The organism is Rhizobium sp. N731, from assembly GCF_001664145.1.
GTDB lineage: Bacteria > Pseudomonadota > Alphaproteobacteria > Rhizobiales > Rhizobiaceae > Rhizobium > Rhizobium esperanzae.
In genome coordinates, this window is record NZ_CP013606.1 from 457,213 (window position 1) to 473,287 (window position 16,075).

Below are 16,075 nucleotides of genomic sequence, written 5' to 3' on the forward strand. Positions count from 1 at the left end.
TTTTTCCCACTTGTCGCACGGACGGGATTGGTTATTCTGCCCTCGCCCCCGCGCTACCCAGCCTGGGGCGCTGTACCTCATCCAGCGGCAGAGGCCGCTTCAAGCACGATATTGTCATTGATTGCAGGAGCCCCGGCTTCTACCCCGACGACTTTCCGCGTCGGCCGCGGGTATCCGCATGAGGAGGAAGACATGGATTATCGCAAGCTCGGTCCGAGCGGGACCGTCGTCACCGCCTATTGCCTCGGCACCATGACCTTTGGCGCGGAAGCCGACGAAGCGGCCTCGCACAAGCTGCTCGACGATTATTTCGCATGGGGCGGCAATTTCATCGACACCGCCGACGTCTACAGCGCCGGCAAGTCGGAAGAGATCATCGGACGCTGGTTGAAGGCGCGACCGACCGAGGCCCGCCAGGCGATCGTCGCCACCAAAGGGCGTTTTCCGATGGGCAACGGCCCCAACGAGATCGGCCTTTCGCGCCGGCATCTCGGCCAGGCGCTCGACGATTCGCTGCGCCGCCTCGGTCTCGAACAGATCGACCTCTACCAGATGCACGCCTGGGACGCGCTGACTCCGATCGAAGAGACGCTGCGCTTCCTCGACGATGCGATTTCCTCGGGCAAGATCGGCTATTACGGCTTCTCCAACTATGTCGGCTGGCACATCGCCAAGGCTTCGGAGATTGCCAAGGCGCGCGGCTATACGCGTCCGGTGACGCTGCAGCCGCAATACAGCCTTCTGGCGCGCGATATCGAGCTCGAAATCGTCGCGGCCTGCCAGGACGCCGGCATGGGCCTCTTACCCTGGTCGCCGCTCGGCGGCGGCTGGCTGACCGGCAAATACAAGCGCGATGAGATGCCGACCGGCGCCACCCGTCTCGGCGAGAACCCCAATCGCGGCAGCGAATCCTATGCGCCGCGCAACGCCCAGGAACGCACCTGGGCGATCATCGCGGCCGTCGAGGATATCGCCAAGGTCCGCGGCGTCAGCATGGCGCAGGTGGCGCTCGCCTGGACGGCGGCGCAGCCGGCCGTCACCTCGGTCATTCTCGGCGCCCGCACGCCCGAGCAGCTCGCCGACAATCTGGGTGCGATGAAGGTCGCGCTCTCCAGCGAGGAGATGGCCAAGCTCAATGAGGTCAGCGCGCCGCAGCCGCTCGATTATCCCTATGGCAAAGGCGGGATTGCGCAGCGCCACCGCAAGATCGAGGGCGGCCGCTGAGCCTTCCGGCAGGGCAGGCCGACGCAAGAAGCCGCCATGGTTTCCATGGCGGCTCAGACTGCTGACAAGGTCGGCCGACCCTTCATTTCGTCATCCTCGGGCTTGTCCCGAGCATCTGCCCCCGGTCGATAGGGCAGCAGATCCTCGGCACAAGGCCGAGGATGACGTCGGGGAGAGCAAGGTTGCCATCAAACTGAGCTGCCATGTTCCGTGGCGGCTTTCGCATTTTCAAAGGCAACGAGAGAAGCGTGTCGTTACCCTCAGGCCGCCTGCACGGCAGCGTTCAGCGGGATTTCGACGTCGATCTCCAGGGTCGAGACAAACTCGTTGCGATCGATCGTCACCTGCACCTTGTCGTGATCGAGCTCGACGTGTTTGGCGATGACCGCAAGGATTTCTTCGCGCAGCAGAGAGACAAGGTCCGATCCAGCCGAGGAGCGCTCGTGGGCGAGGAGCACCTGGAGGCGTTCGCGGGCGGCCGGCGCTGTGCGCTGCCTGTTGAAGAGACGGAAAATGCTCATGCCGCTCTCCTTCCGAAGATCTTGCCGAAGATATTCCGCTTTTCCTCGGGGATCGCGATCGGCAGGGTTTCGCCGGCGAGCCGGCGGGCGGCATCGAAATAGGCCATGGCGGCCGGGCTGCGGCTTTCGGCCAGCGTGACCGGCGCGCCGACGTTGGAGGCGCGCAGCACATCCATGCTTTCCGGTACGATGCCGAGAAGCGGGATGGAGAGGATTTCCAGCACATCGTCGACCTTGAGCATGTCGCCGCGCTCGGCGCGGTTGGCGTCGTAGCGGGTGAGCAACAGGTGCTTTTCCATCCGCTCGCCGCGTTCGGCCTTGGCGGTCTTGGCATCGAGCAGGCCGATGATGCGATCGGAATCACGCACAGACGAAACTTCCGGATTGGTGACGACGACGGCGACGTCGGCATGGCGCATGGCAAGCGTTGCGCCGCGTTCGATGCCGGCGGGGCTGTCGCAGATGATCCAGTCGAAATAGCGCTTCAGGTCGGTGATGACGCGCTCGACGCCCTCGGCCGTCAGATTGTCCTTGTCGCGCGTCTGCGACGCCGGCAGCAGGAACAGCGTTTCCAGCCGCTTGTCGCGGATCAGCGCCTGGGTCAGCTTGGCGTCGCCCTGAATGACGTTGATCAGGTCGTAGACGACCCGGCGCTCGGCGCCCATCACGAGGTCGAGATTGCGCAGGCCGACGTCGAAATCGACGACGACGACTTTTTCATTGCGTTGCGCCAGCGCCGCTCCCAATGCGGCGGTCGAGGTCGTCTTTCCGACCCCGCCCTTGCCTGACGTGACGACGATCACTTTCCCCATTTCTCTCTCCTTTGCCGTGCCGCAGTAATTCAAAGTGCTAAGCGTCCTTCACGCGTCTCTTAAAGACGCTGCGCTGTCGTCAGATCAGTTTTTCCGCCATGATCGCATCCTCTTCGAGCCAGAGCTGAACAGCCTGTCCGCGAAGATTGGGGGCCATGTCTTCCGCCATTTTGTAGATGCCGTCGATTGCCACCAGCTCGGCTTCGAGCTTGCGGCAGAAGATGCGCGCCGATGCGTTTCCGATGGATCCGGCCATGGCGCGGCCGCGCAACGCGCCGTAGATGTGGACCGACCCACCGGCGATGACTTCGGCGCCCGAAGCGACCGAGCCGATGATTGTGACGTCGCCTTCCGGAAAGATCACCGATTGCCCCGAGCGAACCGGCTCCCGGATGACGATGGATTGTGTCGTTGCCGGGCGGGGCTCGGCCACTGCCGGTTTGCCGGCTGGTCCGGCAGGCTCATTCGGCTGAACCTCGATATCGGAAGCGGAGCGGCCGCCCTTGAGGGCCGGAGGCATGCCCGCGCCGAGAATGGAAGGCCGTGCCCCCTCGATGCCCATGATACTGACATTGCGCTTGGCGAGTTCGGCGATGAGCTCCTTGAGCTGCGGCCGGTCGATCTGCAGGTCTGTCACATCAAGCACGACGGGCCGGCCCAGGAAGAAGCCGGCCGAACGCGAGGCCAGATCGTCGAGCCTTGCCAACCAATCATCGAAAGGAAGGTCCGGGGACAACATGACGGCCAGGAAGGAGCGGCCCTTGATGCGGATAGAGCGAGCGTCTGTTAGCACTTTGGTCATCTGTGTGAAGAAATCGTTGACCATGTCTACCGCTGACATGGTTAACAAATGGTTAACGCAGACGGGAAATTCCCTAACGGGAGGCCGATCAATTCAGCTGATGATGAGGCGAAGTATCGGAAAATAAATATGGTTTCAGTAATGTGAATACTCATCACGTATGGTCGGAGCGAAGATCTGTCGCCACGATCGCGGCGACGGAATTGGTTAAGATTCGACTGATTTCTGGCGCCTGTGATCGACCCTCGGCCGACTCACCCCATGCGTTCGGAGGCGTGGCTTCCGGGGCTGGCCGGGAAGACGACGGTGCGGTTGCCGTTGATGAAGGTGCGGTGATGGATATGAGCGTGGATGGCGCGCGCCAGCACCTGGCTTTCGACGTCGCGGCCGATCGAGACATAGTCGTCGGGCGACTGCGCATGGGTGATGCGGGCGGTGTCCTGCTCGATGATCGGGCCTTCGTCGAGGTCGGCGGTGACGTAATGGGCGGTCGCGCCGATCAGCTTGACGCCGCGCTGATAGGCTTGCTTGTAAGGGTTGGCGCCCTTGAAGCTCGGCAGGAAGGAATGGTGGATGTTGATGATCTTGCCCGACATCTGCTTGCAGAGCTGGTCGGAGAGAACCTGCATGTAGCGGGCGAGCACGATCAGTTCGGTGCCGGTCTGATCGACGAGATCGACGAGCTGGGCTTCCGCCTGCGGTTTGTTCTCCTTCGTCACCTTGATGTGGTGGAAGGGGATGTCGTGATTGACGACGACCTTCTGGTAGTCGAAATGGTTGGAGACGACGCCGACGATGTCGATCGGCAGCGCCCCGATCTTCCAGCGGTAGAGCAGGTCGTTGAGGCAATGGCCGAAGCGCGACACCATCAACAGCACCTTCATGCGGCTCTCGCTGTCGTGGAAATCATAGTCCATCTCGAAGGGTGCGGCGACGGCAGCAAAATCGGCGCTGATCGCGGAACCGGAAAGTCCTTCCTCGGAAATGAAGCTGACGCGCATGAAGAACCTACCGGTATCGAGGTCGTCGAACTGCGAGCTGTCGATGATGTTGCAGCCTTTCTCGGCCAGATAGCTCGAAATCGCCGCAACGATGCCGCGCGTCGATTTGCAGGATACCGTCAATACATAGCTTTTCATGTCGGCTCTTCCTTCGCCGTTTCAAGCGCAGAGGGGCCCGGTCACGCCGGGGGCTTTGTCGGCCGGCGTGCCAGCAGTCGTCGAAGGCGTCGGTCTGGCCGCTCAGATGTCGAGCGTGCTGTCGCGTTCCCATTGGGTGAAATGCGAGCAATAGGCATTCCATTCCCGATGCTTGAGCTTGAGATAGGCGGCTGAAAATTCAGCCCCGATCGCCTGCTTCAGGCCCTCGTCGGCATCATAAGCGCGCAACGCATCGAGCAGGTTGAGCGGCAGGCGCGGTGCGTCCTTCACCAGATGCCCCTCGGCATACATGTCGATATCGTAGTGCGGGCCGGGGTCTGCCTGGCTGCGGATGCCGTCGAGGCCGGCGGCGATAATGATCGCCTGCAGCAGATAGGGATTGACCGCCCCGTCCGGCAGCCGCAGCTCGAACCGTCCCGGCCCCGGCACGCGCACCATGTGGGTGCGGTTGTTGCCCGTCCAGGTCACGGTGTTGGGCGACCAAGTGGCGCCGGAGGTGGTGCGCGGCGCGTTGATGCGCTTGTAGGAATTGACCGTCGGATTGGTGATCGCGGCAAGTGCGGAGGCATGTTTCATGATGCCGCCGAGGAAGGTCTTGCCCTGGGCGGAGAGGCCGAAGGCCATTTCCTTGTCGGCGAAGGCATTGATCCTGCCGTCGATGTCCCAGACCGAGATATGGGCATGGCAGCCGTTTCCGGTCAGGCCCATGAAGGGCTTCGGCATGAAGGTGGCGCGAAGCCCGTGTTTCTCGGCGACCGACTTGACCATGAACTTAAAGAAGGAATGCTTGTCCGCCGTCTTCAGAACATCGTCATATTCCCAGTTCATCTCGAATTGGCCGTTCGCATCCTCGTGGTCGTTCTGATAGGGCTTCCAGCCGAGTTCGAGCATGTAATCGCAAATCTCGGCGATGACATCATAGCGGCGCATCACTGCCTGCTGATCGTAACAAGGCTTCTCGGCGGTATCGAACTGATCCGAAATCACCGAACCATCAGAAGAGATCAGAAAGAACTCGGGCTCTACGCCGGTTTTTACCCGGAGCCCTTCTTTGGCAGCCTCGGCGACCAGTCTTTTCAGCAGCACGCGCGGCGCCTGTTCGACAGGCCGGTCGTCCATGACGCAGTCGGCCGCGACCCATGCGACGTCCTTCTTCCATGGGAGCTGGATGACGGAGGAAGCATCGGGAACCGCAAACAGGTCCGGATGGGCAGGCGTCAGATCGAGCCATGTGGCGAAGCCCGCAAAGCCGGCGCCATCCTTCTGCATGTCGGCAATCGCTTCGGCAGGGACCAGCTTGGCGCGTTGGCCGCCGAACAGGTCGGTGTAGCTGATCATGAAATATTTGATGCCTCTTTCGGAGGCGTATTGCGAGAGGTCGAGTGTCACATTTGTCCCCTTATGTTGATCTTAGACACTTGATGAAAAAGCCGGCCGCATCCTCCCAAACGCGCCCGGCCGGGCATTTTTAGAAACCGGTCTTGCCGGGGATCCAGTTGGTGCCGGCGAGCGGCACCTGCGCCATGGCCGATGCCTCGATCGTCAGTGCGACGAGGTCTTCCGGCTCGAGGTTGTGCAGGTGGTTCTTGCCGCAGGCACGTGCGATCGTCTGCGCCTCAAGCGTCATGACCTTGAGGTAGTTGGCGAGGCGGCGGCCGGCCGCAACCGGGTCGAGGCGTTTTGCCAGTTCCGGGTCCTGGGTGGTGATGCCGGCCGGATCCTTGCCTTCATGCCAGTCGTCATAGGCGCCGGCCGTCGAGCCGAGCTTCTGATATTCCTCTTCCCAGCGGGGATCGTTGTCGCCGATCGCCACAAGTGCGGCCGTGCCGATCGCCACCGCATCGGCGCCGAGCGCCAGCGCCTTGGCAACGTCGGCACCGGAGCGGATGCCGCCGGAAACGATGAGCTGCACCTTCCGGTGCATGCCGAGGTCCTGCAGCGCCTGAACGGCCGGCCGAATGCAGGCGAGCGTCGGCATGCCGACATTCTCAATGAAGACGTCCTGTGTGGCCGCCGTGCCGCCCTGCATGCCGTCGAGCACGACGACGTCGGCTCCCGCCTTCACGGCAAGGGCTGTGTCGTAATACGGGCGCGCGCCGCCGACCTTGACGTAGATCGGCTTTTCCCAATCGGTGATCTCGCGCAGCTCCATGATCTTGATTTCGAGATCGTCGGGGCCGGTCCAGTCCGGATGGCGGCAGGCCGAGCGCTGGTCGATGCCCTTCGGCAGGTTGCGCATATTGGCGACGCGGTCGGAGATCTTCTGGCCGAGCAGCATGCCGCCGCCGCCGGGCTTGGCGCCCTGGCCGACCACGACTTCGATCGCATCGGCGCGGCGCAAATCCTTAGGGTTCATGCCGTAGCGCGACGGCAGGTACTGATAGACCAGTGTCTGCGAATGGCCGCGTTCCTCATCCGTCATGCCGCCATCGCCTGTGGTCGTTGAGGTGCCTGCGATCGTCGCACCGCGGCCGAGCGCTTCCTTGGCATTGCCGGAAAGCGCGCCGAAGCTCATGCCGGCAATGGTGATCGGCGTCTTCAACGTGATCGGTTTCTTGGCGAAGCGTGAGCCGAGCACAACAGTCGTGTCGCACTTCTCCCGATAGCCTTCGAGCGGATAGCGCGAAATCGAGGCGCCGAGAAACAGCAGATCGTCGAAATGCGGCACCTTGCGCTTGGTGCCGGCGCCGCGGATGTCGTAGATGCCGGTGGCCGCCGCGCGGCGGATTTCGGCCAGCGTATAGTCGTCGAAGGTCGCGGACTTGCGGGGCGGGGTATAGGGGTTGTGATAGCTCATGGATGTCCCTCGCCTCAATACGCGTCGGCGTTGTCGATGTTGAAATTGTAGAGCTTGCGGGCCGAGCCGTAGCGCTTGAACTCTTCGGGCCTGACGTCCGTGACCCCGGCCTTGTCGAGCAGCTCGGCAAGCTTCTCCAGATGCTCCGGCCGCATCTCCTTCTCGATGCAGTCGGAGCCGAGACTCTTTACCTCGCCGCGGACGAACAGCTTGGCTTCGTAGAGCGAATCCCCCAGCGCATCGCCGGCATCGCCGAGCACGACCAGATGGCCGGACTGGCCCATGAAGGCCGACATGTGGCCGATGCTGCCATGAACGACGATGTCGATGCCCTTCATCGAAATGCCGCAGCGCGAGGCTGCATTGCCCTTGATGACGAGCAGGCCGCCCCGGCCGGTGGCGCCGGCATATTGGCTGGCGTCGCCCTCGATGACGACGGTGCCGGACATCATGTTTTCGGCAACGCCCGGACCGGCCGAGCCATGAACCGTAATGGTGCCGCCGTCATTCATGCCGGCGCAGTAATAGCCGACCGAGCCTCTAACGGCGACCGTGACGGGGCTGTCGATGCCGACGGCGACGGCATGGCTGCCGCGCGGGTTGATGACTTCGAATGCGGTGTCGTTGGCGCCTTTGGAAAGGGCATGCAGCGCGCTGTTCAGCTCGCGAAGAGGGGTGTTGGAAAGATCGAATGTGGGCATTGGTTCCTCGTTGATCTGGGAGACGGTTTCAGCCGGCTCCTGGCTTTCGGGGCGCCCCTCAGGCGGCCTTGTCGTGATCCCAGAAATAAACAGTCGCCGGCTCCGGCTCCCAGACGCGGGCATTTTCGATGCCGGGAAGGTGGACCAGTGCGCGGTATTCCGAACCGAAGGCGACATATTGCTCGGTCTCGGCCATGACGGCGGGCTTGCAGGCGATCGGATCGCGCACCACGCCGAAGCCGGACTTGGTGCCGACGACGAAGGTGAAGAACCCGTCGAGATCGTCGAGTGCGCCGGTCAGCGCCTGGCCGAGATCCTTGCCCTTGGCCATTTCGGCCGTCAGATAGGCGGCGGCGACTTCGGAATCGTTCTGCGTCTCGAAGCTCATGCCTTCGCGGATGAGTTCGCGACGCAGGTTGTTGTGGTTGGACAGCGAGCCGTTGTGCACGAGGCACTGGTCGGCGCCGGTCGAGAACGGATGGGCGCCGAGCGTGGTGACGGCGGATTCAGTCGCCATACGCGTGTGGCCGATGCCGTGGGTGCCACCCATGGCGCGCACGTCGAAGCGCGCGACCACGTCTTTCGGAAGGCCGATCTCCTTATAGATTTCGACGCTTTCGCCGGAGCCCATCAGACGCACTGTCGGCCGGATCTGTTCGAGCGCCTCGCGCACGGCGCCAAGCTTGGAGACATCAAGCTCGAGGACGGCGTGCGTACTCTTAATCCACACATGGGCTTTGATGCCCGCCTTCTCGAGGTCGTCCGCGAGGCCCTCGAAGTCGACACCAGGATTGGCGGACTGGATCGTCACCTTCGCTCTGCCCTCTGCGGAGCCGCCATAGATCGCGATGCCGGCCGAGTCCGGCCCGCGGTCGGTCATGGTGATCAGCATGTCCGAGAGCAGATTCCCCAGCTGAGGCTCAAGGCTCTTGTCCTTGAGGAAAAGTCCAACGATGCCGCACATAGCCTGTGCCTCCTTTCGAGTTGAGAAAGGACTAACAGGTCTGACTGCGGACTTCAACTGAGGGGAATAAATTTTTCTTTTAAGGCAAGTCAGCCCCTGGTGCTCTGCTGGGGATAGCTGATGATAGAGAGGTAGCGGCTCGGCAGTTTCACCAGTTGCTCCGGCCCATGCGGCGCATCGGCATCGAAGAACAGGCTGTCGCCCGGCTGCATCTGGAAAAGCTGATCGCCATGGCGGTAAACGACCTCGCCTTCGAGCATGTAGAGGAACTCCATGCCTTCGTGCTGAAACGTCGGGAAGACGTCGGAATCGGCCGTCAGCGTGATGAGATAGGGCTCGACGATGACGCCGCTCGAATTGTTGTCGATATGGCCGAGCAGATTATATTGATGGCCGGCGCGCGTGCCGCGCCGTTCGAGCTCGATGCCCTCGCCCGCCTTGACGAAAACGGCATTGCGCGGTTCCTCATAGCGCCTGAAGAAAGCGGTCAGCGGCACGCCGAGCGCCCGCGACAGTGATTGCAGCGTCGTCAGCGACGGCGAAATGTTGCCGTTCTCGATCTTCGACAGCATGCCGAGCGAAATGCCCGTCGCGGCCGCAAGATCGGTGACCGTAATCCCGAGTTTCTTGCGGTAGGCGCGCACCTCATGGCCGATGGCCATTTCGAGATTGTTTTCCTTCGGCTCCCGAACGGCGTGCGGGTCCTGGGAAAAAGGAGTGCGCCCGCCATGCGCCTGTTCCGGTTGATCTGCCGTTGCTCGCTTGGATTTCATGGCTCGCCTTCGATTTCATTCAGAGGCAACCCTATCGCCATAGTGAAATTTGCTCAACCGTGAGGAAAGCCTATTCCCGCCGCGCCTCGCGCGGAGCCACACCATAGACGGCACGGAACAGCCGGGAAAAATGGCTCAGACTGGAAAAGCCGGTGGCGACGGCGATCTCCGAGACGGAAAGCGGGCTCTGTTTCAGCAGGCGATGGGCATGCTGCAGCCTGATCCTGTGGTATTGATCGAGAAAGGTCGTGCCGAGATGGGCGGAAAAAAGCCGATCGAGATGGCGGGGAGTGACGCCGGCGATGCGCGCCATGGCGGTGCGCCCGAGCGGCATCTCGATCGTCTCCTCCATCCGTTCGAGAACGTTGAGCAGGCCGGGGTGGTGGACGCCGTAGCGCTCGGCGAGCGAGGCGCGCTGCGGCGCGGCGGGTTCGTTGACCTCCGTGTGGAGATACCAGTCGCTGACGCGGCGGGCGAAATCCGGCCCCATGCGCTCGGCGATCAGCACATGCATCATATCGAGCGCCGAGATACCGCCGCCGCAGGTGATTCTACTGCCGTCGATCATGAAGCGTGCCTGGCGCGGCGTGAGGTCCGGGAAGGTTTCGAGCAGGGCAGCCGCATATTCCCAGTGGATGGTGAAATCGCGGCCGGCAAGCAGACCGGCGGCGGCCATCAGATAGGGGCCGCCGGAAATGCCGCCGATCCGCATGCCTTCGCGCGACAGCTGCCTCAGGCAGGCAAGCACGCCGGGATATCGCCAGTCCCGAGGCAGGCCGCCAGCGCAGACGAAGGCGGTACCAAGACCCGATCCCCGCATGGGAAGCGGTTCGGCGGGCACGCTGACGCCGGAGGAGGAAAGGGCCGGCGTGCCGTCCGGCGAATAGGTGGAGACACGATAGATCTCGCGTCCGGCCAGAAGATTTGCCGCCCGCAGCGGCTCCGTCGCCGAGGCATAGGACATCAGCGCAAATCCCGGAATCAGAATGAAGCCAATCGTCTGGACGTTTCTGCTATCAAGTGAAGACATGTCCCGTTCTTAGCGATTCATGTCCCTATTGTGCAAGTCAGGCCGCTTCTTTCTGGCATCATGCCGCTGTTCTTTCCGGGTGACCCATGCGCTATTCCGCTCTTTCGATTTTCCTGAACGGCCTTCGCGGCAACAAAGGCTGGGCGCCTGCCTGGCGCGACCCCGCGCCGAAGCCGCATTATGATGTCGTCATTGTCGGCGGCGGCGGCCACGGCCTCGCGACGGCTTATTATCTCGCCAAGGAGTTCGGCATCACCAATGTCGCCGTTCTCGAAAAGGGTTATCTCGGCTCCGGCAATATCGGCCGGAACACCACGATCATCCGTTCGAACTACCTGCTGCCCGGCAACAATCCCTTCTACGAGCTGTCGATGAAGCTCTGGGAAGGCCTGGAGCAGGACTTCAACTTCAACGCCATGGTCTCGCAGCGCGGCGTGCTCAACCTCTTCCATTCCGATGCGCAGCGAGACGCCTATACGCGCCGCGGCAATGCCATGCGGCTGCACGGCGTCGATGCCGAGCTGCTCGACCGGCAGGCGGTGCGCACAAAACTGCCCTTCCTCGATTTCGACAATGCCCGTTTCCCGGTCATGGGTGGTTTGTACCAGCCGCGCGGCGGCACGGTGCGCCACGATGCGGTCGCCTGGGGTTATGCCCGCGGCGCAGACAGCCGCGGCGTCGACATCATCACCCAGTGCGAAGTCACCGGCATCCGCCGCGAAAACGGTCGGGTGACCGGCGTCGAGACCAGCAGGGGCTTCATCGGCTGCGGCAAGCTGGCGCTGGCAGCCGCCGGCAATTCCACCGTCGTCGCCGATATGGCCGGCCTCCGCCTGCCGATCGAAAGCCATGTGCTGCAGGCCTTCGTCTCCGAAGGGCTGAAGCCCTTCATCGACAATGTCGTCACCTTCGGCGCCGGGCATTTCTACGTCTCCCAGTCCGACAAGGGCGGCCTCGTCTTCGGCGGCGATATCGACGGCTATAATTCCTATGCCCAGCGCGGCAATCTGGCTTCGGTCGAACATGTCGCCGAGGCCGGGGTTGCAATGATCCCGTCCCTGTCGCGCGTACGCTACCTGCGCTCCTGGGGTGGGGTGATGGACATGAGTATGGACGGATCGCCGATCATCGACCGCACCCATATCGATAATCTCTATCTCAACGCCGGCTGGTGTTACGGCGGCTTCAAGGCCACGCCCGCCTCCGGCTTCTGCTACGCCCATCTGATCGCCCGCAACACGCCGCATCAGACGGCGCGCGCCTTCCGGCTCGACCGTTTCGCGCGCGGCCATCCGATCGATGAAAAGGGCGTCGGCGCCCAGCCCAATCTGCACTGAGGATATTTAGACGATGGCAAGCCTGATTTCCTGTCCCCATTGCGGCGTCCGGCCCAAGGAGGAATTCTCGATCCGCGGCGACGCGAACCTGGTCCGGCCGGCGCCGGATGCCGGTCAGGATGCCTGGTACGACTATGTCTATCTGCGCGACAATCCGAAGGGCCGGCACAGCGAATACTGGCACCATTCCTCCGGATGCCGCCGGTGGCTGATCGTCGAACGCGATACCGTCACCCATAAGGTCCATGGCGTCAGGGATGCCGCCCTTGCCAAGCTCGGCGGAGAACCGGCATGACGAGTTTCCGTCTTTCCTCCGGCGGCCGCATCGACCGGGCCGCGACACTCGGCTTCACCTTCGACGGCAAGGCGCTGGAAGGCCATCCGGGCGATACGCTCGCCTCGGCGCTGCTGGCCAACGGTATCCAGCTCGTCGGTCGCAGCTTCAAATATCACCGCCCGCGCGGCATTCTGACGGCGGGGGCCGCCGAACCGAACGCGCTGGTGACGACAGGCAGCGGCGGGCGCACCGAACCGAACACGCGCGCGACGATGATCGAGCTTTACCAGGGGCTGACGGCCAAGAGCCAGAACCGCTGGCCGTCGCTCGGTTTCGATGTCGGCGCCGTCAACGGCCTGCTCTCCCCTTTCCTCAGCGCCGGTTTCTACTACAAGACCTTCATGTGGCCGGCGGCCCTCTGGGAAAAGCTCTATGAGCCGGTGATTCGCAAGGCGGCGGGCCTCGGCCGCGCCTCCTACGAAGCCGATCCCGATATCTATGAGAAATGCTGGGCGCATTGCGACCTGCTGGTGATCGGCGCGGGCCCTGCCGGTCTTGCCGCAGCGCTGACGGCGGGACGCGCCGGCGCGCGCGTCATTATCGCCGACGAAGGCTCCGAACTCGGTGGCAGTCTGCTTGCCCGCGGCGCCGTCGACGGCAAGCCGGCGGACGCTCTTCTCGGCGAGCTGCTGGCCGAACTCGAAGGGCTGGCGAATGTGCGCCGCCTGCCGCGCATGACCGTGTTCGGCTGGTACGACGACAATGTTTTCGGCGCGGTCGAACGTGTGCAGAAGCATGTGGCGCTTCCCGATCCCGAGCGCCCCGTCGAACGATTGTGGCGCATCGTCGCCCGCCAGGCGCTTCTGGCGACGGGAGCCGAGGAGCGGCCGCTCGTCTTCGGCGGCAACGATATTCCCGGCGTGATGATGGCAGGCGCCATGCGCAGCTATCTCAATCGGCAGGCGGTGGCGCCAGGCCAAAGCACGGTGATCTTCACCACCAACGATACTGCATATGACACCGCCGCCGACCTCGAAGCCGCCGGCCTTCGAGTTGCCGCGATCGTCGACAGCCGCGCCGATGGCGGCAAGAACTGGCAGGGCCGCGCCGAGGTTCTGCGGGGCGCCCGGGTCATCGACGCAGAGGGCGGCAAGCGCCTGCGCGGCGTCAACATCGAGACCGCAGGCGGCATTCGCCGGATCGACGCGGATGCGCTCGCCATGTCGGGCGGCTGGAGCCCGGTCATTCATCTGGCCTGCCATCGCGGCGGCAAGCCGCAATGGTCGCAGGAGTCTTCGGCATTTCTGGCGCCGGCATCACAGGACGGCCTCGCCGTTGCCGGCGCGGCCGCCAGCCCTGCGCAGACCACGGCCTGCCTCGGCGATGGCGCGGCGAAGGCTGCCGCCGCATTGCAGGCAATCGGCTTTGCAGCGGAACCGGCCTTTGCCTTAGCCGCCGAGACGGCTCAGCGCACGAAGCCGCTCTGGTCGGTCAAAGGCTCGAAGGGCAAGGCTTTCGTTGATTACCAGAACGACGTGCATCTCAAAGATCTCGGTCTTGCCGTGCGCGAGGGCTACGGCCATGTCGAGCTTGCCAAGCGCTACACGACATCAGGCATGGCGACCGACCAGGGCAAACTTTCCAACATCAACGCCATCGGCATCCTGGCCGAAGCGCGTGGCGTGTCGCCCGCCGAGGTGGGTACGACGACCTTCCGGCCCTTCTATACGCCGGTCTCCTTCGGCGCCTTGACCGGGGCATCGCGCGGCAAGGATTTCCAGCCGGCGCGCAAATCGCCGCTGCATGGCTGGGCTGAGAAGAACGGCGCGGTCTTCGTCGAAACCGGCCTCTGGTATCGCTCCTCCTGGTTTCCGCGCGCGGGCGAGGCGACGTGGCGCGAAAGCGTCGACCGCGAAGTGCTGAATATCCGTAAAAATGCCGGCCTCTGCGACGTCTCGACGCTCGGCAAGATCGAAATCTTCGGCCGTGATGCCGCGACCTTCCTCGACCGGGTCTATTGCAACGGCTTCGCCAAGCTTGCCGTCGGCAAGGCGCGTTACGGCATCATGCTGCGCGAGGACGGCTTCATCTATGACGACGGCACGACCAGCCGCTTCAGCGACGAGCATTTCTTCATGACCACGACGACGGCGCTTGCCGCCGGCGTGCTGACCCATCTCGAATTCTGCGCCCAGACACTCTGGCCGGAGCTCGACGTCTGCTTCGCCTCCTCGACCGACCAATGGGCGCAGATGGCCGTTGCCGGGCCGAAGTCCCGCGCCATCCTCGCCGAGATCGTCGACGAGGATATCTCCGATGCCGCCTTCCCCTTCATGAGCGCCCGCGAGATTTCGCTGTTCGGCGGCCGTCTCGAAGGCCGGCTGTTCCGCATCTCCTTCTCCGGCGAACGCGCCTACGAGCTGGCGGTGCCGGCCGGCTACGGCGAAAGCGTTGCCGACGCCATCATGGCCGCCGGCGAAAAACACGGCATCTGCGCCTACGGCGCCGAAGCGCTCGGCGTCCTGCGCATCGAGAAGGGCCATGTCACCCACGCCGAGATCAACGGCACGGTCACCCCGGGTGATCTCGGCTTCGGCCGCATTGTGTCATCGACCAAGCCGGATTTCATCGGCAAGGCGATGCTCGCCCGCGAAGGCCTGCAGGATCCCGAGCGGCCGCGCCTCGTCGGCGTCAAGCCGCTCAACCCGGCAAGCGGCTTCCGCACCGGCTCGCATATCCTTGCCGAGGGCGCCGCGGCGACGCTGGAAAACGACCAGGGCTATGTCACCTCGAGCGCCTTTTCACCGAGCCTCGGCCATACGATCGGCCTGGCGCTGGTCCGGCGCGGGCCTGAGCGCATCGGCGAAAAGGTGACGGTCTGGAACGGCCTGCGCAATGAATTCACCGAAGCGGTGCTCTGCCATCCCGTCTTCATCGATCCCGAAAGCGAGAAGCTCCATGCCTGATCTTCCCCAGCATAGACCGGTTCTCGCCGGCACGGCACATAACGTAACGGGACCCGGCATCCGGCTGGAAGCCTTGCCGGAAGGCCATCTGCTGCATGTGCTCGGCGGAAGTGAGCCAGCGGCGCTTGCCGCTGAACTGACGAAGGCGGGCTTTGCGGAAAGTTCGATCCGTCAGGCCGGTTTCCGGCAATGGTTCGTCGCCGGCGACGCGCCGCTTTCATCCGCAGGTCTTGAAACTCTCACAGCAGCGCTTGCCGGAAAAGCCTTCGTCATGGATCAGAGCCACGGCCGTGTCCGCATCGGCATTTCCGGCCGGTCTGCGCGCCTGCTTCTTTCAAAGGGCACCGCCGTCGATCTCGACCCCGCCGTCTTTCAGGAAAACAGTTCGGCGATGACGATGATCGGCCATATCTCCGTACAGATCGCCCGCACCGGCGATGACAGCTTCGAGCTCACGGTCCTGCGCAGCTTCGCCGAAAGCCTCTGGGACGAGCTTAAGCATATGGCGGCGGGCGCTGAAGGATAGCGCGTAAAGACTATCCTTGCCGTCAACCGCCAATGTTTGTCGCCTCAATGGAAAGAGATGATCGGCAGTCGCGCGCGCAGCAATAGCCCTTATCCCGGTTTCTTGATGTCTTCGAATCTAAGACTGAAGCGCGCGAGATATTTACTCAGGCGATCGGCGTCGTTGCTGCTCTTTTTCTCCAATCG

15 protein-coding genes are annotated in these 16,075 nt (G+C 63.2%); 5 read left to right on the plus strand and 10 right to left on the minus strand.

Going from position 1 to position 16,075, the window contains the following annotated elements:
* The first annotated feature begins 192 nt into the window (after positions 1 to 192).
* Complete coding sequence (locus AMK02_RS29615; RefSeq protein WP_064808728.1) at positions 193 to 1,224, plus strand: aldo/keto reductase; 1,032 nt, start codon at positions 193 to 195, stop codon at positions 1,222 to 1,224.
* A 260-nt stretch (positions 1,225 to 1,484) separates the two neighbouring features.
* On the opposite strand, the gene minE is transcribed toward AMK02_RS29615, so the two are convergent.
* From minE to AMK02_RS29665, 10 genes are all read right to left on the minus strand, one after another.
* Complete coding sequence (gene minE / locus AMK02_RS29620) at positions 1,485 to 1,745, minus strand: cell division topological specificity factor MinE (RefSeq protein WP_064808730.1); 261 nt, start codon at positions 1,743 to 1,745, stop codon at positions 1,485 to 1,487.
* A complete protein-coding gene (gene minD, locus AMK02_RS29625) occupies positions 1,742 to 2,557 on the minus strand; it encodes a septum site-determining protein MinD (protein ID WP_064808731.1) in 816 nt (271 codons plus the stop codon). Before minD ends, minE begins: the two co-directional genes overlap by 4 nt.
* Before the next feature lie 79 nt (positions 2,558 to 2,636).
* A complete protein-coding gene (gene minC, locus AMK02_RS29630; RefSeq protein ID WP_064808871.1) occupies positions 2,637 to 3,359 on the minus strand; it encodes a septum site-determining protein MinC in 723 nt (240 codons plus the stop codon).
* A gap of 254 nt (positions 3,360 to 3,613) precedes the next feature.
* Positions 3,614 to 4,498: a formyltetrahydrofolate deformylase gene (purU, locus tag AMK02_RS29635; protein WP_064808733.1), complete on the minus strand. Its 885-nt coding sequence runs from the start codon at positions 4,496 to 4,498 to the stop codon at positions 3,614 to 3,616.
* Between the two features lie 102 nt (positions 4,499 to 4,600).
* Complete coding sequence (glnT, locus tag AMK02_RS29640; RefSeq protein ID WP_064808735.1) at positions 4,601 to 5,908, minus strand: type III glutamate--ammonia ligase; 1,308 nt, start codon at positions 5,906 to 5,908, stop codon at positions 4,601 to 4,603.
* A gap of 79 nt (positions 5,909 to 5,987) precedes the next feature.
* Positions 5,988 to 7,316, minus strand: coding sequence for an FMN-binding glutamate synthase family protein (locus AMK02_RS29645; protein WP_064808737.1), 1,329 nt, complete (start codon positions 7,314 to 7,316; stop codon positions 5,988 to 5,990).
* Positions 7,317 to 7,330: 14 nt separating this feature from the next.
* Entirely contained in the window at positions 7,331 to 8,017 is a 687-nt protein-coding gene (locus tag AMK02_RS29650) for a GXGXG domain-containing protein (protein WP_064808739.1), read from the minus strand.
* 58 nt (positions 8,018 to 8,075) lie between these two features.
* Positions 8,076 to 8,981, minus strand: a complete 906-nt coding sequence (locus tag AMK02_RS29655) for a class II glutamine amidotransferase (RefSeq protein ID WP_064808741.1) — start codon at positions 8,979 to 8,981, stop codon at positions 8,076 to 8,078.
* An 89-nt stretch (positions 8,982 to 9,070) separates the two neighbouring features.
* Positions 9,071 to 9,754: a helix-turn-helix domain-containing protein gene (locus tag AMK02_RS29660; protein WP_064808742.1), complete on the minus strand. Its 684-nt coding sequence runs from the start codon at positions 9,752 to 9,754 to the stop codon at positions 9,071 to 9,073.
* Between the two features lie 70 nt (positions 9,755 to 9,824).
* Positions 9,825 to 10,784: a GlxA family transcriptional regulator gene (locus tag AMK02_RS29665; RefSeq protein WP_064808744.1), complete on the minus strand. Its 960-nt coding sequence runs from the start codon at positions 10,782 to 10,784 to the stop codon at positions 9,825 to 9,827.
* A gap of 86 nt (positions 10,785 to 10,870) precedes the next feature.
* Between AMK02_RS29665 and AMK02_RS29670 the strand changes: the two genes are divergently transcribed.
* Genes AMK02_RS29670 through AMK02_RS29685 form a run of 4 tightly spaced genes read left to right on the plus strand, consistent with a single transcriptional unit; the run spans position 10,871 to position 15,890 of the window.
* Entirely contained in the window at positions 10,871 to 12,121 is a 1,251-nt protein-coding gene (locus tag AMK02_RS29670; RefSeq protein WP_064808746.1) for a sarcosine oxidase subunit beta family protein, read from the plus strand.
* Between the two features lie 13 nt (positions 12,122 to 12,134).
* Entirely contained in the window at positions 12,135 to 12,416 is a 282-nt protein-coding gene (locus AMK02_RS29675) for a sarcosine oxidase subunit delta (RefSeq protein WP_064808748.1), read from the plus strand.
* Positions 12,413 to 15,364, plus strand: a complete 2,952-nt coding sequence (locus AMK02_RS29680; RefSeq protein ID WP_064808750.1) for a sarcosine oxidase subunit alpha family protein — start codon at positions 12,413 to 12,415, stop codon at positions 15,362 to 15,364. The genes AMK02_RS29675 and AMK02_RS29680 overlap by 4 nt, the downstream gene beginning before the upstream one ends.
* Entirely contained in the window at positions 15,357 to 15,890 is a 534-nt protein-coding gene (locus AMK02_RS29685) for a sarcosine oxidase subunit gamma family protein (protein WP_064808752.1), read from the plus strand. Before AMK02_RS29680 ends, AMK02_RS29685 begins: the two co-directional genes overlap by 8 nt.
* The last annotated feature ends 185 nt before the right edge of the window (positions 15,891 to 16,075 follow it).